15 protein-coding genes are annotated in these 21,183 nt (G+C 39.5%); 8 read left to right on the forward strand and 7 right to left on the reverse strand.

The window, feature by feature from the left end; genetic code table 11:
• Nucleotides 1-72 precede the first annotated feature (72 nt).
• Nucleotides 73-2,403, forward strand: a complete 2,331-nt coding sequence (locus SanaruYs_RS13740; RefSeq protein ID WP_127123160.1) for a T9SS type A sorting domain-containing protein — start codon at nucleotides 73-75, stop codon at nucleotides 2,401-2,403.
• Nucleotides 2,404-2,427: 24 nt separating this feature from the next.
• Here the strand turns inward: SanaruYs_RS13740 and SanaruYs_RS13745 are convergent, their stop codons facing one another.
• Nucleotides 2,428-3,903: an aminopeptidase P family protein gene (locus SanaruYs_RS13745; protein ID WP_127123161.1), complete on the reverse strand. Its 1,476-nt coding sequence runs from the start codon at nucleotides 3,901-3,903 to the stop codon at nucleotides 2,428-2,430.
• Nucleotides 3,904-3,921: 18 nt separating this feature from the next.
• Nucleotides 3,922-4,443 carry a GNAT family N-acetyltransferase gene (locus SanaruYs_RS13750; RefSeq protein ID WP_127123162.1) on the reverse strand — a complete coding sequence of 174 codons (522 nt, stop codon included), beginning with the start codon at nucleotides 4,441-4,443 and terminating at the stop codon, nucleotides 3,922-3,924.
• Nucleotides 4,444-4,554: 111 nt separating this feature from the next.
• Here SanaruYs_RS13750 and SanaruYs_RS13755 point away from each other — a divergent pair, with 111 nt between their 5' ends.
• From SanaruYs_RS13755 to SanaruYs_RS13765, 3 genes are all read left to right on the forward strand, one after another.
• Entirely contained in the window at nucleotides 4,555-5,703 is a 1,149-nt protein-coding gene (locus SanaruYs_RS13755) for an acyltransferase family protein (protein WP_127123163.1), read from the forward strand.
• Nucleotides 5,704-5,908: 205 nt separating this feature from the next.
• On the forward strand, nucleotides 5,909-7,138 hold the full coding sequence (locus SanaruYs_RS13760) for a parallel beta-helix domain-containing protein (protein ID WP_127123164.1): 1,230 nt from the start codon (nucleotides 5,909-5,911) through the stop codon (nucleotides 7,136-7,138).
• A 1-nt stretch (nucleotide 7,139) separates the two neighbouring features.
• Nucleotides 7,140-8,213 carry an SO2930 family diheme c-type cytochrome gene (locus SanaruYs_RS13765; RefSeq protein ID WP_127123165.1) on the forward strand — a complete coding sequence of 358 codons (1,074 nt, stop codon included), beginning with the start codon at nucleotides 7,140-7,142 and terminating at the stop codon, nucleotides 8,211-8,213.
• Between the two features lie 523 nt (nucleotides 8,214-8,736).
• Here SanaruYs_RS13765 and SanaruYs_RS13770 read toward each other — a convergent pair.
• The 5 genes from SanaruYs_RS13770 to SanaruYs_RS13790 all read right to left on the reverse strand — a co-directional run bounded on the left by SanaruYs_RS13770 (nucleotide 8,737) and on the right by SanaruYs_RS13790 (nucleotide 14,581).
• The gene (locus SanaruYs_RS13770; RefSeq protein WP_127123166.1) at nucleotides 8,737-9,873 is read right to left on the reverse strand and encodes a methionine aminotransferase; all 1,137 of its coding nucleotides are present in this window, start codon (nucleotides 9,871-9,873) and stop codon (nucleotides 8,737-8,739) included.
• Between the two features lie 34 nt (nucleotides 9,874-9,907).
• Entirely contained in the window at nucleotides 9,908-10,468 is a 561-nt protein-coding gene (gene def / locus SanaruYs_RS13775; RefSeq protein ID WP_127123167.1) for a peptide deformylase, read from the reverse strand.
• A gap of 98 nt (nucleotides 10,469-10,566) precedes the next feature.
• A complete protein-coding gene (ruvX, locus tag SanaruYs_RS13780) occupies nucleotides 10,567-10,983 on the reverse strand; it encodes a Holliday junction resolvase RuvX (RefSeq protein WP_127123168.1) in 417 nt (138 codons plus the stop codon).
• Between the two features lie 101 nt (nucleotides 10,984-11,084).
• Nucleotides 11,085-13,538, reverse strand: coding sequence for a ribonucleoside-diphosphate reductase subunit alpha (locus tag SanaruYs_RS13785; protein WP_127123169.1), 2,454 nt, complete (start codon nucleotides 13,536-13,538; stop codon nucleotides 11,085-11,087).
• A gap of 53 nt (nucleotides 13,539-13,591) precedes the next feature.
• Nucleotides 13,592-14,581, reverse strand: coding sequence for a ribonucleotide-diphosphate reductase subunit beta (locus SanaruYs_RS13790; protein ID WP_127123170.1), 990 nt, complete (start codon nucleotides 14,579-14,581; stop codon nucleotides 13,592-13,594).
• A gap of 806 nt (nucleotides 14,582-15,387) precedes the next feature.
• Between SanaruYs_RS13790 and rplU the strand changes: the two genes are divergently transcribed.
• The 4 genes from rplU to SanaruYs_RS13810 all read left to right on the forward strand — a co-directional run bounded on the left by rplU (nucleotide 15,388) and on the right by SanaruYs_RS13810 (nucleotide 21,161).
• On the forward strand, nucleotides 15,388-15,696 hold the full coding sequence (gene rplU, locus SanaruYs_RS13795; RefSeq protein ID WP_127123171.1) for a 50S ribosomal protein L21: 309 nt from the start codon (nucleotides 15,388-15,390) through the stop codon (nucleotides 15,694-15,696).
• Nucleotides 15,697-15,753: 57 nt separating this feature from the next.
• Nucleotides 15,754-16,017, forward strand: coding sequence for a 50S ribosomal protein L27 (gene rpmA / locus SanaruYs_RS13800; RefSeq protein WP_127123172.1), 264 nt, complete (start codon nucleotides 15,754-15,756; stop codon nucleotides 16,015-16,017).
• A 425-nt stretch (nucleotides 16,018-16,442) separates the two neighbouring features.
• Nucleotides 16,443-19,568 (forward strand): SusC/RagA family TonB-linked outer membrane protein, encoded by a 3,126-nt coding sequence (locus SanaruYs_RS13805; protein WP_127123173.1) that lies wholly within the window; start codon nucleotides 16,443-16,445, stop codon nucleotides 19,566-19,568.
• Nucleotides 19,569-19,580: 12 nt separating this feature from the next.
• Nucleotides 19,581-21,161: a SusD/RagB family nutrient-binding outer membrane lipoprotein gene (locus SanaruYs_RS13810; protein WP_127123174.1), complete on the forward strand. Its 1,581-nt coding sequence runs from the start codon at nucleotides 19,581-19,583 to the stop codon at nucleotides 21,159-21,161.
• The last annotated feature ends 22 nt before the right edge of the window (nucleotides 21,162-21,183 follow it).

Below are 21,183 nucleotides of genomic sequence, written 5' to 3' on the forward strand. Positions count from 1 at the left end.
ATGATTAGTCTGCCGTGTAAGCGTAATTACACTGTTAATGATGATTATCATTAACAAAATGAATTACAGAACATGTCCCGTTTATCATTCTTCTATCTTCGAGTAGTTGGCTCGCTATTCTTTCTCTCACTAAGCTCAGTAGCATTTTCACAAGATTACTGGTCAATCATTCCAGCTTTTCCAGGTAATGCCAAAACTTCTTTTGCAGGTTTACAAGACTCAATTCTTTTTACAGGGACAGGTAATGGTGTTTGGAGATCTGGTGATGCAGGATTTACTTGGGAAAGATCATTAAGGGCGGGAATCATTTATTCAGTTTACGCTTCACAATCAGGAAAAATACTGGCAGGCGGTGAAGGAAAAATATACTATTCGAACAACAAAGGTCTCAACTGGGATTCTGTAAAAGTAACGACTGATTATCCAGTGATGAGAATAGCAGAGACTAGCAGTAGTGAATTCTTTTTTATTACAGGAACTAGTACTGTTAATGGTTATGAGGGTGATGGTGTTTTTTATAATAATGGAGACCTAATAAACTGGGAGGCACGAAACAGCGGGCTTGGCGATATTGCATTGTATTGCGAGCAAATTGCAGTCGATGCACATGACCGCATCTACCTTGGTTTGGGCGATGAAAACGTTAACAACAGTGGTGGATTATTTATATCAGATAACAAAGGTTTAACCTGGCAGAAGATTAGTTTGGAGGCTCGAAATCTTGGCACAGTTAAGACAAGTAATGTTTATGGTATCAGTATTACCCCCGATGACTCAGTTATTTTCAGTGTGTCTGGTGTCGTTACGAATTTTGCTGTTACGCTTAACATGATTAAGCACAGAGATAATCTAGATGAACAATCATCCTGGAGATTAATCAGGGCAGGCATTTCAAATACATGGTGGCTAACGGGCATTCTCAATTCGATACATTTTGCAGCCAATGGTGAATGGTATAGCTCAATCTCGGCCTCCGTATCAAACGGAGGCTCTTATGTTTCAACTGATAAAGGAGTAACATGGACGAAGTTCAATGTAGGCCATGGTATAAGCCAAACTTTGCAATATGAAAATCAATTTTTTTACGAAACCTCATATGGTAGAATTTTCATGTCACAGTTTTTGGATGATAGAATCTATGGAACTAACAGAAGTATGTTAGAGCCTGTTTATATTTCTGGAAGAATTACAGATGACTTAGGTAAGCCATTAATGGCGACACTCCACAGTGAGCTTTATCAATCCTACAGTAATATGGAAGGAAACTATTCTATTAAACTGCCAAAGAATTTCTCTGGAAGTATACGACCGCAATATGGTCAGCACACATTTGAACCTCAGACGCTAGTAATTGAAAATCTTACAGAAAACAGAACGAATCAGGATTTTGTAGGAACCTATGTTGGTAAACATGCTGTATGGGGCTTTGTAAATGATGTGAATGGCTTACCAATAGAAAATGCAGAGGTAAGAGGTTTTGACGAAATTTTATACACCAACCAATATGGTGCATTTGTAGTGTCAGTTCCTCATCGTTGGTCTGGTGAAATTGAGGTGGTAGTGGAAGGTATGGAAGTGAGCCCTGCCAAAAAGCAAATACCACCAGTTACTACCAGCATTTATGCTTATCAATTTACAGCTCGCAATGCTGGCACCTTTGTAATTCAAGGCGAGTTTCTTATTCAGTCCGATGAATCAGTAATTGTAGAGTTACAGGGTTTTCCTGAAACAGTAAGAATGGGGGAAGACAAAAAATTTGTAGCGCAACTACAAGCTGGTTGGTCAGGTATAATTACTCCGGTGGCGCAGGGTTTTACTTTTAGGCCATCAAGTATCAGCATTACAAATCTCCAGAAGGATTCAGTTAATATTTTGTTTACGGCCACAGCTATAGAAAACCCTGTTGAGTATTATCAGGTAAGTGGCAGTATACAAACCAGTAGCTTGCCACTTGAGGGTGCTCCACTCATAGGTTTTCCTGAAAATATTTTTACAAATGAAAATGGTCAATTCAGTATTACGCTTCCAGAAAATTGGCAAGGTACTATTACGCCCCAAACTGCTGGTTATACATTTTCTCCTACATCAATATTTATAAATCCGCTCTCAGCAGACCTTACTAATCTTAATTTTACGGCTTCCTTAATTACCGATATTGACGAAGAAGAAGGTGTAAGTATTAGTGCTTACCCCAACCCAAGTACTGATGGCAGTTTCATGCTTTCGATACCAGACGGGACATTGGCAAAACAAATTTCTATTATAGATAGTAGTTGCAGATTGATTTATCAGGCTTCAGAAAACGGAAAAAATAATTATCAGCTTAATCAATCAGGACTTTACTTGATAAAAGTGTCTACAAACAAAGGAGTACAGCTTCTAAAACTATTGGTAGCCCAATAGTTTTAGAAGCTAAACTGATTCAAACTATTGTTTCTTATCAATAATTTTTTCTATAGGAGGAAGAATGAAGTCATCTAATGCACTTGGCTGTTTCATTAATGATTCAACTTCATCTACTTTTCGGGGCGCAGAAATAGATAAGTGTTCGTATCCGTCTTTTGTAATTAAATAATCATCTTCAATACGAACGGCAATCCCCCACCAGCGTTTATCGCAGTTGGCATTCTCCGGAATATAGATGCCAGGTTCAATGGTAATCACCATATTTTCACGCAACATATCATACTCACCCTTATCGTGCACATCAAGCCCAATGTGGTGGCAACATCCGTGCGGATAATAAAGATGTCTTTCGTTTTCATTTTTAATAATCCCTAAATCGGCCAGACCCTTGTTAATTACTTTTTGAGTAGCAAATGTCAATTGTTGAAAGGTTGCTCCGGCTTTAGTTATCTTCATCGCTTCTTCCTGTGCTGCTAACACTAATTCATAAATCTGTTTTTGTTCTTGAGAAAACTTCCCATTTACCGGAATGGTGCGGGTAATATCAGCTGTATAACCCCTGTATTCAGCACCAAGATCCATTAATATTAATTCCTTGCTGGTGATGTTGGGTTTGTAGTTATCAATGTAATGAAGAATGCAACCATTATGGCCAGCACCTACAATACTTGGGTAGCCCAAATCTTCAGCTTGATATTTTTTGAAAACAAATTCATGTATACCCTGAATCTCACGTTCCGACATACCGGGCTTCATGGCTTTCATTACCTCTCGCTGGCCCATGCAAGAAATACTCACCGCCTTTCGGATCATTTCTAATTCCTCGGTGGTCTTAATGCCACGTAAGCCGGCCATAATCCCATTAAGGCCTCTTGTGTTTAAATTATTTTTAACGGGCTCTGATTTAACAGCTAATTTATCTTTAGATGGATAGTTAGCTTTCATTTTGAATTGTTCAATCAAGCTATACAGATCAGCGGAGTCGCGCGGATTATCTCGAACATCATTTTTGAAATCGAAAAAGAGCACTTCGCTAAATTTGCTGAAGTCCACATTATACTTTTTAAACTCTTTATTATTGAAAGCATTTTCGAAACCTAACTTTAGTCTGGTGCCTTCATCGCCTAACCTACGACCGGTCCACATTTCGGCTTGTTCGCTTCTTGGCTGCACAAAAATGATTTCATCGTATTGTTTGCCATTGCTTGCTGTTTGTTTGTCTTTAAAAATGAGTAAAACAGCATCTGGTTCTTTATAACCACTCAGGTAGTAAAAATCAGGATCCTGATGATACACATAATCGACATCATTGCTGCGGTTCCGTACAGCATTGGCAAAGAAAACGGCCACTGAATTGGCAGGCAGTTTCTCACGTAATTTTTCTCTGCGTACTGAATGCCATTCTTTGCTCAAAAAATCTTCTGGCAGATCGCTATTCTGTGCGGTAACGCAGAGCACCAGGCACAGATTTAAAAAAAAGGTCAATAGTATTTTCATAGAATTATATGGAAGTAATTAATATATAAGTTTCTTTTCTAAGACTAAAAATTCAAGTTTCGATTTAGGCTTACCCCAGCGCTCATCGGGCACAATAAAGGGTTTACGCTCACCGGTTAGTACGTAACCATGACGCTGGTACCAATTCAATAGTTCTTCACGGACTGAAATAACAGTCATAAAAATAGAGGTACAGCCCTTTTCATTAGCGTATGATTCGGCAGCTACCATAAGTTTTTTACCAATACCCTTATTTTGACTTAACGGACTTACAGACAACATGCCAAGGTATAACTTAAATCCTTCCTTTCTTAGCTCTACACATCCAAGTAAAAGATCATCTTCGCGGTAAAGTAATATTATAGTATCATCTCGATTAATCAGGTTGGTAAGAATGTTTTCATCAATTCGGGTGCCTTCAATAAGATCGGCCTCGGTAGTCCATCCTTGTCGGCCACTATCACCACGGTAAGCACCATTTACCAGTATATTGATTTCGGGTATATCAGCCACTGTGGCTGCAAGTATCGAAGAGCTCATAGTCCAAATATACACTTAGATGGCGTTCGACTTTATAAAATCGACCTTCTAGACTATAAAAACAGTCTTAACTTGGCTCCTGGCACACCTTTCTTTGTCAAAAGAAATTTTATGAACGCAGAAAGTCTTACAAGTACGCGCAGATACGACCTGGATTGGTTGCGCTTTATTGCCATCTTTATTTTGCTTTTTTTTCATACCGGCATGTGGTTTAACCCGTGGGACTGGCATGTGAAGAACAATGAACTGAGCGGAAGCTTCAGGTATTGGATGATTTGGTCTCATTTCTGGCGCATGCCATTGTTGCTATTTATTGCTGGTGCCAGCACCTACCTGGCTATGGGCAAACGCACAGCACGCATGTTTGCGGGCGAGCGCGTTAAACGTTTGCTGGTACCGGTCATTTTCGGAATGTTTGTAGTGGTGCCACCACAAATTTATTTTGAGCACATTAAGGACTATGTCAGTTACTGGGATTTTTATAAAACAGTATTCAACTTCGTGCCCTACCCGGAAGGTAGCTTTAGCTGGCATCATCTGTGGTTCGTTGTCTATCTTTTAATTTATTCATTGGTAACTATACCCTTACTGGTTTTCCTTAGATCAGAGAAATCGAAAAAATTTAAAGAACAATTATATAAGTTATTGTCAAGCCCTGCTGGCATTTTATTCATCCCGGGCATTTTAATACTCATTACACAAATTATACTTCGCCCTTATTTCCCTGAGGAAACACACGACCTGCAGGATTTAGGATACATGGTATTTTACGGATGTTTCTTTTTATTCGGCATGCTTTGTTATTCCAATCAGCACATCTGGTCGGCCATTGGTGCGAGTAGAAAATATTTATTAATCGCTTCAATTCTCATCCTTATTCCGTTTTATGGAACCTACTTTCATTTTCGTGAAATCTATATCTTACCCTGGACAGAAAGAACAGTAGAAATTATTTTCGATGTTACAGGTATTTTCCTTAGCTGGTTTACAGTCATCACAGTCATCGCTTATGGTCAGCATTATTTAAACAGACCGCACCCATGGCTTTCCAGAATAAATGAGGGTCTCTATCCCTTTTATATTCTTCACCAAACAGTAATTATCTGGATTGGCTATTACATCTGCCAACTGGATTGGAGTATTGCTGCCAAATATTGGAGCATCTGTTTCTTAACTTTAGTAAGCTGTATAAGCTTCTATCTTATAATTATTCGCCCATTTAATGTAATGCGATTCTTTTTTGGTATGAAAATGAAATAATATTGAAGGGAAGGTGTTGTAAATGAAAGATAAAAATCATCATGCTAATCCGTTTGAATACCACTAGTTTTAAAGAGGTAAAAACTAGATAAGAGACAATCCGTCAGGCCGCTGAATGCAGAAGTAAACAGCGGTCAGACGGATTTTAGGTGAAGACGTGGATTAGCATTTTACTTTTTAGTATATTCACCCACCAACCAACTTTATGAAATATTTTCTTGCACCCATTTTAGCACTAACCATTATTGCCTGTAAAGATTACTCGAATAACCGAGGCGAGGTAACCTGGCAGAGCATAGAAAAAAATCTGCAAACACAGTTAATTACACTCGAAGATGGCGACACGATTGATCTGCCTGAAGGTTATTTTATGTTCACCAAGAGTTTGAGCATGGATGGTAAATCAAACATTCTGATTCGCGGTAAGGGTATGGATAAAACCATTTTGTCGTGGAAGAACCAAACAGAAGGTGCGGAAGGATTAAAAATCAGTAATGGTAAAAATATTGTACTACAAGATTTCGCAATAGAAGATGCAAAAGGAGATAATGTTAAAGTAAGTGATGTTAATGGCATTACTTTTCTGCGTATTTCTTCTTCATGGGTAGATGGTCCTAAAACAGAAAACGGTGCTTACGCACTTTACCCTGTTCTTTGTAAAAATGTGTTGATCGATGAATGTATCGCCATGGGCTCTTCTGATGCAGGTATTTATGTTGGTCAATCAGATTCAGTCATCATTCGAAACAGCAAGGCTTATTGGAATGTAGCAGGTATTGAAAGTGAAAATTCAAGATGGGTTGAAATTTATGGTAATGAAGCTTACGAAAATACAGGTGGCATTTTAGTATTTGATTTACCCGGACTTACACAGTACGGTTACAGCACAAAAGTATATAATAACAATGTACATGATAACAACCATTCAAACTTTGCTGCTAAGGGAAACATCGTAGCCGGCATACCGCCTGGCACTGGCTTTATGGTGTTAGCCACGCATGACTTAGAAATAACAGATAACGATATAAAAGATAACACCACCATTGGTATAGGTATTGTGAGCTATGATCTGGTTGCAGCCATGAATGAAGGAGAAGTACAGCAGGAAGAAAATATTGGTGGCGTACAAACGGTGGATAACAACTATAAATTGGATACACTCTACAATGGTTATCCTTATAAAATAAAAATTCACAACAATCGCTTTGCCAACAGCAACTGGTTTCCTGATATGAGCAGTGATTTTGGAAAGCTTTTTATGTTAAAATCTTTTATGAGTCCTCCTGACATTGCTTTTGATGGCATAGCCGATCCTAACAATGCCAACCGGGAAATTTGTATCAACGAAAGTGGAGACATTGTTTTTATGGATTTAGATGCAGCGAATGACTTTGCGAATCTTTCGAAAGATGTGAAGAAATATGCCTGCCAGTAAAATGAAGAAGCATTGGTTTTACTTTACCTGTCTTGTAATACTAATCTTATCATGCTCACAAAAGCAAGATAAAGAGATAGTAGCTGTTGCCGAAGAACAGGTTGATTTATCTAACATTGGCAAAGCCACTCTTTCTGAATATGGATTTTTTGAAGGTGCACTCAAAGAGTTAAATCCCGCTACAGGTGTAACTCCTTATCAATTAAACTCCGCTTTGTTTTCAGATTATGCTTACAAAGCACGTTTTGTAAAATTGCCCGTGGGAACAAAAGCCGCATATAATGCAGACGATGTACTGGATTTTCCATTTGGTACAGTGTTAATCAAGAATTTTTATTATCCATCAGATTTCAGAAAGCCCAATGAAAGTATCCGCATTTTAGAGACTAGACTTCTATTGCATGAGACCGATGGATGGAAAACACTTCCCTACATCTGGAATAATGAACAGACAGAAGCTTATTTAGACATTGCAGGAAAAAATATTCCGGTAAGCTGGACACATTATAACGGAGAATTGAAAAGCATCAACTATTCAGTTCCTAATATGAATCAATGTAAAGGCTGCCACTTGCGTGGCGATAAAGTAATGCCTATCGGTCCTTCCGCACGACAGCTCAATGGTAGACATACTTATGCAACAGGTGAAGAGAATCAATTAATTTTCTGGCAAGCACACGACATAATTGAAGGCCTTCCTGACTTGTCTTCTATAAAGTTATTAACAGCGTATGAAGATGAAAAAGCATCTGTTGAACTGAGAGCAAGGGCCTGGTTGGAAATAAACTGTGCCCATTGTCATCGTAGGGATGGTCCTGCTAAAAACAGCGGCTTGTATTTATTGGCAAACGAAAATGATCCGCGTGTTTTAGGCATAGGTAAAGCGCCTGTAGCCGCAGGTAAAGGTTCAGGCGGTAGGTTGTATAGTATTGTGCCTGGCCAACCCGATCAATCCATTTTACAATTCAGAATTGAATCAACACATCCTGGTATTATGATGCCAGAGCTCGGCCGACAACTTACCCATACCGAGGGCGTTGAGCTAGTAAGAAAATGGATTGCAGAAATGGAGTAATTGATTTGCTGATTCGTTGATATGATAATTTGTTAATTGATTTGAGAATTTGAAGATTTGATAATTTGAAAATAAAAGAGAACGTCATTCCCTCCAATCATCGTCTCCGTAGGGACGATGATTTATTTGGTTTCTCCTCCGTAGACTAAAAGTATCGCGAGGCTGCGGGTTGGAATGACGAAGCAATCTGCTTTGAAATGCTGATTCGTTAAAAGAGCCCATCATTGCGATGAACGAAGGGTTGGTGATGCGTAGGATGAGGAAGCAATCTGAGTCGATGTGCTGATGAATTGATTCGTTGTCCACTTGATAATGGTAAATTATCGGAGACGTCATTAGCAAAAACGAATTTCTTATGCTTCTTACAGCCTTGAATGAGTATGCTAGGCCCAGCGGCCTGAGAGCGAAATTTCAATTTTCATTGTATTCCAAATGATCTAAAAATATTCTCAGACCATTTGGTAATACGAGACGGTTTATTTTGATATAATCCGAGGAAGCGAATTTAATTCAGACTAAAAATTTAAATCTTCCTTAAAATCTCCCCCGCCTTCTCCATCGTCTCATCTTGTTTTGCAAAACAGAAGCGCAGTAATTTATTGTCGCTCTTATCCTGATAAAAAACAGAAACAGGAATGGAAGCTATTTTGTGCTGGATGGTTAATTCTTCAGCCATAGCCATGTCGCCTTTTTTCGAAATACCTTCGTAAGAAAGTAATTGAAAGTAAGATCCGTAACAACTAAGTGGTTGTAGGCTGCTACCTTTGATAAAACTTAAAAACTGATCACGTTTTTGCTGATAGAATTTGCCCAGACTGTTATAGTGCTCAGGTGTTTTCATGTATTCAGCTAACGCCACTTGTATGGGTGTGTTTACACTAAACACTATAAACTGATGCGCCTTTCTGATTTCCTTTGTAAGTGCTGCTGGCGCAACTACATAGCCAATCTTCCAACCTGTAGCATGAAAGGTTTTGCCGAAAGAGAATACAGCAATACTGTTATTCGCTAAAGCAGGCCGTTCTAAAACACTGTAATGTTTTTTGTTATCGAAAATAATGCGTTCATACACTTCATCACTCAACACAATCAAATTGTGTTTGAGCGCAATTCGTTCCAACTCCTGGATATCTTTTTCAGTAAACACAGCACCACTCGGGTTGTGGGGTGTATTCACCATAATGATTTTGGTGCGAGCATTTATTTTTGCCTCTACCTCCTGCCAATCAATACTGAAGGATGGTGCCTTTAAATTAATGTGAATTGGTACACCACCACTTAAACGAATAGCAGGATTGTACGAGTCGTAGGCAGGATCAAACACAATCACCTCATCACCAGTATGCACCAATGCTTGCAGAATGGAAAACAGCGCTTGTGTACCACCGGCAGTAACGGTTACTTCAGTATCTGCATCAACCGATTTTTGATAAGTGTTTTGTACAACTTGGGCAATTACTTGTCGCAGAGCTGGCAAGCCGGGCATAGGTGCATATTGATTATGTCCTTCCTGCATGGCTTTGCTTACCAGGTTAACAAGCTTACTGTCGAGTGGAAAGTCAGGGAAACCTTGTGATAGATTAATTGCATTATTTTCTACCGCCATTTTTGACATGACTGCAAAAATGGTAGTACCTACATCAGGGAGTTTGGAGTGCATTGCGCTTTTCTTGTGTCTTACTACTTATGTTTTTTTACTTTGGAATAGCAATTCTATACTCAGCATTTACCTTACCCTTAGTAATATCAGCCAGCTTACCTTTCAATAAGCGCTTTTTAAAAGGTGACAAATAATCGATAAACAGTTTGCCTTCAATATGATCGTACTCATGTTGAATGATGCGTGCCTTCATACCATCATACGTTTCCTCCTTCAAATTCCATTGCTCATCGTAGTAGCGAATGCGCACGGTTTCTTGTCTGAAAACACCTTCGCGTAAATTTGGAATACTCAGGCATCCTTCTTCAAATTCCCACTCTTCCCCATCCTCATCCAGAATTTGAGCGTTAATGAAAGCCATTTTAAAATCACTCATGTCTTCATCTTCCTCGTCTTCCTTTTCAAGGGCAGTAGCATCAACAACAAACAGACGAATACTTTTGCCTATCTGAGGGGCAGCTAGGCCAATGCCATTAGCAGCATCCATGGTTTCGTACATATCAGCAATAAGCTGCTTCATGTCCGTTCCTTTCTCGATGTCTTTAGCCTTCTGGCGCAACACAGGGTCTCCGTAAACAACAATAGGGTAAATCATGGGGCAAATTTAATGGTTATTCGTTGAATTCGTTGTTAGTTGTTAGTTGCTGGTTGTTCGTTAAGTATTAGCAGCGAACAACCAATAACGACCAACCATCAACGCTTTATCGTGTCCATAAACGCCTGTAGAATAATCGTAGCGCTTATTTTGTCTACATTCCCCTTTACCTGCCGGTCTTTTTTCTTCATGCCGCCATCAATCATAGTTTGCAGCGCCATGGAAGAAGTAAAGCGTTCGTCAGCCAGGTGCACGGTTTTATCCGGGAAAGTTTTCTTCAGATTCTCTACGAATTTGCGCACCAGCGGAGCTATTTCAGAGTCTTCGTTACTCAGGGTTTTGGGCATGCCCACCACAAATTCATCTACTACCTCTTTTTGTGTATAAGTTTGAAGGAATTTTAAAAGTTCATGAGAAGCTACCGTTTCCAAAGGCGTGGCAATAATGCGATTACTGTCGGTTACAGCAATACCTGTGCGCTTAGTACCATAATCAATGGCCATGACTCTTCCCATAATAATTCAAAATTGCACATTTAATAATTCAAAACGATACAAAAAAAGGCCCCGATTTACCGAGGCCTTTCTTGCTACTTATATCTTATTACTAAAGTCTATTAAGATCCACACGCCTCACATCCATCCGGATCATCCAGTGAGCAGGCCATGTCAGATTTCTTTTGTTCGTAGTCAGCTACACGTGCTTCGTAGTCGATGCTCTTCTGCACCTGACCAACAAGAGCAGCTTCAGCCATTACAGGAGCAGCTACATTAGCTTCAGCTGTAACAGTTTGCTGACCTGCTGTTTTATCATGCGTAAACTTAATCGCATCAGCAGCAGAAGTAGAACGCAGGTAGTACATACCAGTCTTCAAACCTTTCTTCCATGCATAGAAATGCATAGAGGTAAGCTTACCGAAGTTAGGATCTGTAATGTGTATGTTCAAGCTCTGTGACTGACAGATAAAAGCACCACGCTCAGCAGACATATCGATAATTACTTTCTGAGAAATCTCCCAAACAGTTTTATAGATGTCTTTCAGGTTTTGAGGAATTTCAGGAATGCTCTGGATAGAACCGTTCGCACCAATTAATTTCTGGCGCATAGTTTCATTCCAAAGACCTTGTTCGATCAAATCCTTCATCAAGTATTTATTCACCAGGATGAAATCACCAGAAAGCGTTCTGCGTGTGTACAGGTTTGAAGTGTACGGCTCGAAGCACTCGTTATTACCAAGAATCTGTGAAGTAGAAGCAGTAGGCATAGGTGCTAATAACAAAGAGTTACGCACGCCATTTTGTTTTACTTCGCGCTTCAGTGCATCCCAGTCCCAACGATTGCTCTTAGGTGTTACACCCCACATATCAAATTGGAAAATACCTTTTGATACGGGAGAACCTTTAAAGGTTTCGTAAGCACCATCTTTCTTCGCCAATTCCATAGAAGCTTCCATGGCACCGAAGTAAATGGTCTCAAAAATATCTTCGTTCAAGCGTTTTGCTTCATCTGAATCGAAAGGCATACGCAACATGATGAAAGCGTCAGCTAAACCTTGTACACCAATACCAATAGGACGGTGGCGCATGTTAGAATAGCGAGCTTCTTCTACAGGGTAATAGTTAACATCAATTACCTTGTTCAGATTGCGTGTAATCACTTTCGTGATTTCGTATAAACGCTGGTGATCAAATACACCTTCTTCAGTTACAAACTTCGGTAGTGCAATAGAAGCCAGGTTACATACAGCCACTTCATCAGGTGAAGTGTACTCCATGATTTCTGTACATAAGTTACTGCTCTTAATCGTACCTAAGTTCTTCTGGTTAGATTTTTTGTTAGCAGCATCTTTATATAAGATGTACGGTGTTCCGGTTTCAATTTGTGATTCAAGAATCTCAAACCAAAGGTCTTGCGCTTTTATTTGTCTGCGAGCTTTGCCTTCTTTCTCGTATTTCTCGTACAGTCTTTCAAATTCATCTCCGTAAACATCAGCCAGACCAGGTGCTTCATTAGGATCGAAGAGAGACCACATTTCGTTGCTCTCCACGCGCTTCATGAAAAGATCTGAAATCCACATGGCATAGAACAAATCGCGTGCGCGCATCTCTTCTTTACCGTGGTTTTTCTTTAAGTCAAGGAAATCGAAAATATCAGCATGCCATGGCTCAAGGTAAATAGCAAAGCTTCCTTTGCGCTTACCACCACCCTGATCAACATAACGTGCAGTCATATCGAAATTGCGGAGCATAGGTACAATACCATTAGACGTTCCGCCAGTTCCTTTAATGTAAGAACCCTTCGCGCGAATGTTGTGTATGCTTAAACCGATACCACCTGCTGATTGCGAAATTTTTGCACACTGCTTTAAAGTATCATAAATACCATCAATGCTGTCATCCTTCATGGTTAACAAGAAACATGAAGAAAGCTGAGGCTTAGGCGTACCCGCGTTGAATAGGGTAGGCGTTGCGTGGGTAAACCACTTCTCAGACATCAGGTGGTAGGTTTCAATAGCGGCAGGAATATCTTCTCCATGAATACCTACAGCCACACGCATAATTAAATGTTGTGGACGTTCGATGGTTTTGCCATCGATCTTCATTAAGTAAGATTTCTCTAGTGTTTTAAAACCGAAGTAGTCGTAACCAAAATCGCGGTCGTAGATGATAGCCTCATCCAGTTCAGCAGCATTAGCTTGCACAATGCGCCACGTTTCTTTCGAAACTAAAGGAGCATTCTCACCAGTTTTAGGATCTACATAAGTGTAAAGTCTCTTCATTGTGTTAGAGAAAGACTTACTCGTGACTTTATGTAAATTCGAAACAGCGATACGAGCCGCAAGTTTTGCGAAATCCGGGTGCTTTGTCGTCAGGGTGGCGGCAATTTCAGCAGCGAGGTTATCCAATTCTTGGGTAGTAACACCATCGTACAGGCCATTGATTACTTTCATGGCCACTTCCACAGGATTTACATAGCGCTGATCTAAACCGTAGCAGAGCTTTTCTATGCGTGCTGTGATCTTGTCAAACTTTACGGACTCGCGGTGTCCGTCTCTTTTGATGACGAGCATGGTTGTTGTTGGGTTGTTAAAAGTTTAAAAAATGATTTAGGTGTTTGAAGATATTAAAAATCTTCGTTCAACGAAAACTTAGGCGCACTTTCTTTATCGGCACTGTTCTTCACGCCCGCTTTTTGGTATTCGCCTACTCTTCTCTCGAAGAAGTTGGTTTTGCCACGAAGGGAAATCATATCCATGAAGTCGAATGGGTTAGTTGCGTTATAAATTTTCTTGCCGATTAGCTCAATTAACAAGCGATCAGCCACAAATTCAATGTATTCGCGCATTTGCTCGGCATTCATACCAATTAAGTTTACTGGTAGTGCGTCCGTTACAAATTCTTTTTCAATTTCAACAGCATCTTTAATGATGTCGATCACTGTTTGCTCAGGTAACTTATTCACTACATGTTGCATGTATAAATGACAGGCAAAGTCACAGTGTAAACCTTCATCGCGGGAAATTAATTCATTTGAGAAAGCAAGTCCTGGCATTAAACCACGCTTCTTCAACCAGAAGATAGAGCAGAAAGAACCAGAGAAGAAAATACCTTCAACAGCAGCAAAAGCGATTAAGCGCTCCTGGAAGCTACCCTTATCAATCCAACGTAAAGCCCATTCTGCTTTTTTCTTCACGCAGTCCATGGTTTCAATGCCATTGAAAAGCTTGTCTTTTTCGCGTGGATCTTTAACGTAAGTGTCTATTAATAATGAATAAGTTTCAGAGTGAATGTTTTCGATAGCAATTTGAAAGCCGTAAAAAAACTTTGCTTCAGTATACTGTACTTCAGAAACAAAGTGCTCTGCTAAATTTTCGTTGACGATACCATCGCTGGCAGCAAAAAATGCCAACACGTGTGTTATAAAATGACGTTCGCCATCATTAAGGTTAGCCCAATCTTTTAAATCATGACTCAGGTCAATTTCTTCGGCCGTCCAGAAGCTGGCCTCTGCCTGTTTATAAAATTTCCAGATGTCGTGTTGTTGAATAGGGAAGAGAACGAAACGATCTTTGTTCTCTTTTAAGATGGGTTCTTCCCGCAATGCTTGACTCATGGCTCTTAAAATGGGTTTTAGATTAAAAACTAAATATTAACATGCTTAACAGCCACAGGTTTACTGTGGTGCAAGCAAATTTTTCCAATAAATTTTTTCTTGTTGACTAGTGAGGAAGCACTATCAGGGGAGAGGATGGTACTTCGAATAGCGTCAAGTCTGCAAAGATGAAAAACGAGCGGCTTTTAGACAACCGTTGCTTTAGCGCAAAAGTGTTGAAAATGATGTAAGGTCCAGGTACTTTTTGATAGATAAGTAGCTGTTAAATAATTGGTTATTGGCTATCAGTGCAGGGTTGTTTGAGGTACTTATCCACAATGAAAATTAACATTGATTTTTTTAAGTGTCTATTAATCAGATTTTTAATTTTTCATGAATTGAAAATACCTTAAAAATAAAGTGACATTTTATGTCGTAAATGTGTCAAACAACTTTCAAAGCGTAATGTGAGCTGCGTTACTGTAGATAAACGTGGCGACATCCCATGTTCAGTCAATTATTTACCCTAACCCAAATTGGCAAGGCAAAGGCCTCAATATTTCAATTATAATATGGCAAGTCGTGCGGTACTTCCTGGCATTACAATCCAATGAACTGTTACTATTCATATGTATAAGTAGCTTTATCATAACAGGTTAACAATCTAAAGTCTACAGTTTTTGAATGGCTTATTGATAAAAAAGCACACTCAATTGGCTTAAAACATTGTTTTTTGACATGGAAATGGCCTTTTTATAATATTCTAAACTCTATACTCCCCATTTTCAATTCTTTTCCTACCTTTGCAGTCCAATTTTTGGAAAAATATGTACGCAATTGTAGACATCGCAGGAAAGCAGTTTAAGGTGGCTAAAGACCAGTTCATCTATGCACCCAAGATGGAAGGCGAAGCCGGAGCTAATGTTAGCTTCGACAAAGTTCTTCTTATCGATAACGGAGGCAAGATTGAAGTTGGCGCCCCAACTGTGAACGGAGCTAAGGTTTCTGGGAGAATCCTTGAGCACGTGAAAGGTGATAAAGTTATCGTCTTTAAAAAGAAGAGAAGAAAAGGGTATACGCTGAAGAACGGTCACCGTCAGCAATACACTAAAGTTCAAATCGAGAGCATCGGCTAAGCCTAACCCTCTCCGAGGGATTTGAAATTTGAAATTTGAAATTTAGAATTAAAAGATATGGCACACAAAAAAGGTGAAGGTAAAGTAAAGAACGGCCGCGAATCGGAAAGCAAACGCTTAGGTATTAAAGTGTTTGGCGGTCAGGGTGTAATTGCTGGCAACATCATCGTTCGCCAACGCGGCACTAAACACCACCCTGGTAAAAATGTAGGTATGGGTAAAGACCATACATTGTTTGCACTTACCAATGGTGTAGTTGTATTTAAGAAAGGCAGAGAGAATAAGTCAACTGTAATAGTTGAACCTGCTGCACAAGCTTAAATTAAACAAAAGATCATTTTAGTTAGCCAATCCTGAAAAGGGTTGGCTTTTCTTTTATGGGTGAGTCTGTATTGATTTCATCTAACAGATAACATCTCGACATAGCAGAAAACCCTCATTCCAGAGGGATCCAACCGATTAAGCCTCACCGAGTAATTATGCGCACCACTACAGTTTTGGCTACTCGAGTCAGGTAACTTTGCGGTAATCTATTGCATTTTGTAGAGTTCATCATTTGAAAGGGTCAGATTGGGTTACATGTAGAATAGACTATAATGACAAGATTATTGGGCTTATTGCACTTTTAGGCTAATAAAAAACCCTTCGATTCACCAAATTCGGTATTTTATTTCATTGATCTATACAGAATATTACGTGAGCTTTTTATATTGCTAGATATTTAACCTAAACCTAAACCTTAACCTATGAAGAAGTTTCTACTACTATGTAGTGTGGCAGTCTTTGCGTTTTCCAGCGCATGGGCTCAAGAACGAACCGTGTCAGGACGGGTAACCTCCACCGAGGATGGCTCTCCCTTACCGGGTGTAAACGTTGTTATAAAAGGAACAACATCAGGAACCGTTACAGACATTGACGGTAATTACAGACTCAGTGTTGCAAATGCTGGGGGTGAACTAATCTTCTCCTTTATTGGACTCCAAACGCGTGAAGTTCCGATAGGCGACAGATCTACAGTAGATGTTTCATTAGCATTAGATGTAACACAACTTGGAGAAATCGTAGTAACTGCAGGGGGTATTGAGGCAAGAAGAAAGGAAATGGGCTACAATGCCACCTCTATCAGAACCTCTCTTTTAAATCAGGCAAAACCAATAAACGTTGCGGCTGGTTTAACAGGTAAGGTTGCGGGTCTTCAAATTAACACTGTGTCAAGTGGTGTTAACCCAAATGTAAGAGTGGTGCTTCGTGGTAACCGCTCAATTACTGGAAATAATGAAGCGCTCGTTGTTGTTGACAATGTAATTGTACCAAACGACATTCTATCTAATTTAAATCCTCAGGACATAGAAGAAATTACTGTACTTAATGGTTCTAATGCAGCAGCTCTTTATGGATCTCAAGCATCAAATGGTGCGTTAATTGTTACCACCAAAAAGGGAACAAAAGGATCTACTTCAGTAACTGTTTCGCACACATTAAACTTAGAGAAGGTTAGCTTTTTCCCTCAATTACAAAAGAGTTTTGGCTCGGGTACAAACCCTGGATATCCAACTGTTTATGTTCCTTATGAAAACCAGCAGTATGGTCCAAGATTTGATGGAACCGTTAGACCAATCGGAAGACCACTTCAAGATGGTTCTATCCAAAATATTCCCTACTCTGCAACAGATGATAAGGAGAAGTTCTGGGAAACAGGTGTAACTAACCAATCTGATATTTCAATTCAGGGTGGTGATGACAAATCAACCACATTCTTCTCAGTACAATACTTAAAGAATACTGGCACAACACTGAAAGATGAGTATAAGAGAGCATCTTTTCGTTTAAATGGAACAAGAGATTTTGGTAACAAAGTATCTGTAGCATACAATACAAATTACGTTCAAAATGTTTATGATGTAACAACCCAAACCGGCTCTATTTATGAGCAGGTTTTAAATACTCCAGCGCAAATCCCATTGACGAAGTATAAGGATTGGCAAAACGACCCTTTCGCAAATCCAAATGGATATTTCAATGAATACTATGATAATCCTTATTGGACAATAGATGCCTTCAGAAGAGATAGAAGAGACAACTATTTTGTGGGTAACGCAGAATTGAAGTGGAAGGTAGCTGATTGGTTTAATCTATTAGGAAGAGTGGGTGTATCATCTCGCGCGAACATTGTAAAGGACAAGAACGCACAGTTTACCTTGACTGATTATACAAAGTCCGTATCATCTTCTAAAACTGATGTTGCTGGAGGGGTTGGAGACGCTAGTTTGAACACTACACAAATTACGGCAGACTTTTTTGCTCAGTTTAACAAGGATGTTGGCAGCGATTTCAATATTGGAGCCTTAGTTGGTAATTCACTTCGTAGAAACTTATCAAAATCGATTAGTTCTACCGGAAATGGAATTGTTATCCCTGGCCTTTATAACATTAGCAACAGAGTGGGTGAACCCTCAGTAGGTGAAGGAAACTATGAAGCAAGCCAGGTTGGTTTGTTCGGACAATTAAAATTCGGTTATAAAGACTATTTGTTTCTTGAATTAACTGGCCGTAACGACTGGGTATCAATTTTGAGCCCTGAAAACCGCTCATTCTTTTACCCTGCAGCATCAGCTTCATTTATAGCTTCAGAAGCATTCGAAGCTTTAACATTCGGTGGTTTTGTAAGTACATTAAAATTAAGAGGTGGTTGGTTTCAGGTAGGTCAGGTTAACTTAGGTAATTCCCAGACTTTTGGCGCTTACGAACTGGATGCTACTTTTTCACCTTCATCAGGATTCCCTTACGGAAGCTTGTCTGGATTTACACCTAACAATAGATTAGTAGCAAGCAACCTTAATCCTGAAATAACTACAGGGGTAGAATTTGGAACTGATTTTAAAATTTGGTCAGATAAAATTTCTGGTGCTCTAACGGTTTACAAGTCGAACACAGTTGATCAGACAATCCCAACTAACGTTTCATCTACAACTGGTTTTACAACTTTACTACAAAATACAGGTGAGGTTGAAAACAGAGGACTTGAAACTACTCTTTCCTGGTCTGTTTTAAATTCTGATTCTGACTTTGAATTAGTATTTGGTGGTAACTATACATACAATGAAGGAAAGGTTCTTTCAATTAGTGGAGATTTAAAGAATCTTCAGCTTTCTACCGGGGGTCAGGCACAAGTGTATGCAGTGGAAGGTCAACCATTTCCAATTCTCCTAGGGAATACCTACGTTAGAGATCCTCAAGGAAGAATTGTAGTAGACAGAATCACTGGCTATCCTTCTCAGGCTACTGAGCAAAAACAGTTTGGTAATACAGTTCCTAAACATCGTTTGGGTTTAACAGGTGAATTAGGATGGAAAGGATTCAGATTGTCGGTACTGATGGAATACAGGGCGGCATACTCAATTCTATACAATGCAGGAAGTACGTTTGATTTCTCAGGAGCTGCGATTACCACAGCTACATATAACAGAGAAAGATTTGTTATGCCTAACTCTTCTTATGAAGATCCAGAAAACCCGGGCACGTACCTTCCAAATAACAACATAACTGTTGCTGATGGTGGTTCTGGATTCTGGACAGATGGTTCCAGACGTTTAAATATTGCTGATAACTATATCATCTCAGGTGACTATTGGAAATTAAGAGAACTTGCTATTAGCTATCAGTTACCAACAAGTCTCTTGAGCAAAACGAAATTTATCAAGTCGGCTTCTATTACTTTCCAAGGGCGTAACTTGTTTATTTTTACACCTAAATCTAACGTGTATACCGATCCTGATTTCAACTTCTCGGATACTAACGCTATTGGAATTGTTAGCTTATCAGCTACCCCTCCAACAAGATTTTTTGGAACTTCAATTTCTTTAACTTTCTAAAAGACTTTCAAGATGGTCAAGAAAAGAATATTAATATTTTTAGCCATAATGATGGCAACAGTTGTTTCCTGTGATGATTTCCTAGGGGACAATGTAAATCCGAACGCAGCCACTAAGCTGACACCGCAATTGGTGCTACCGAATGCTTTAACCGTTTCAGCAGATTTGGTTCGCCAATGGAATGATGACGGTTCATGGATAGCTGGCTACATTGTTAATGCTGGCGGTTTTGCTGGCTTTGGATCGGACGTGACTTATAATTATGCCACAACTGATCATAATGGTTTATGGAGCAATACGTATGATGGACTGTATAATTATCAGTATATCCTAGATCAGACAGAGGGCGATGAGGCATTAGCCTATTTTAATGCGGCTGCACGTGTTATGAAATCTTATCATTTTCAACACTTAATTGATTTTTATAATGATGTTCCTTACACAAATGCACTTAAAGGATCCGCAAATGTGGCGCCTGATTATGAGAATGCAGCAACGGTATATCAGCAACTGGTAACTGAATTGAATACAGCTCTCACTGTTTTCGAAACTGCAACTTTAGCTCTTCCTATGGGTAGCGCTGATGTCCTTTTTGGTGGAGACATTTCAAGATGGGCTGAATTCGCTAATACCATTAAACTTCGTTTGTTAATAAGAATGAGCGAAGTAGCTTCTGTTAGTAGTTTTGTGTCTTCCGAATTTGCAAATTTTGACTTGAGCGTTGGTGTTTTATCAAACGATGCTTTGGTAAACCCCGGTTATTTAACAACCTCTGGAAAGCAAAACCCAATGTGGAATACTTACCATAGTGATGCTGCAGGTGTACAAGCAGGGGCGGGCAGATCCAGAATACCAAGTGCTTACGTTTTTGCTTTTTACAATGGCACAAAATTATCTGATACATACAGAGGTTCGCGCACTTACAAAAACTTCCCGACAACACCACGTGGTGTATTAGGCGACCAAACATCTGATCAGCCTTTTGCTATTACGAATTTTATTGCATGGTATGTAGGTACTGGTGTTGCAGCTGCGGCTGAAAATACCGTTGGTTTGTTTAAAGGCAGAACAGCAGGTATGCCAATGATGCTAAGAGCCGAAGCACAATTTTTATTAGCGGAAGCACAATTAAGAGGTTTATTGGCAGGAACAGCTGCTACTACTTTCAGAGCTGGACTTGATGCTTCCTTTACTTATTTGTACAAGAATATTTCGGGTACAGTAGTAGGTAATCCGGTTAACGATGTTACAGCTTACATCAGCGACAATTCAGGAAATTACTTAGTTGATTTTGCAGCTGCAACAAGTGATGAAGAAAGACTTGAAGCTATCATTACACAAAAGTATATAGCACTTAATTTTGTACACGGTCACGAAGCATGGAGTGAGTTCAGAAGAACAACCTATCCAGCCATTGTAAACGGTTCATCTGATCCTGTAGAAACATTTGCTTCTATTGTTTCGACATCAAGCAGACCAGATAGACTTCCGGTTAGAGTTTTGTACCCGGCAACTGAGTATCAGCTAAACCCGTCAACTATTCCTGCTGATATAAACCAGTTTAACTCCAGGGTCTTTTGGCAAGCACAATAATCTCTTCTAGCATTAAATAATC

The organism is Chryseotalea sanaruensis (assembly GCF_003990915.1).
GTDB classification, from domain to species: Bacteria; Bacteroidota; Bacteroidia; order Cytophagales; family Cyclobacteriaceae; genus Chryseotalea; species Chryseotalea sanaruensis.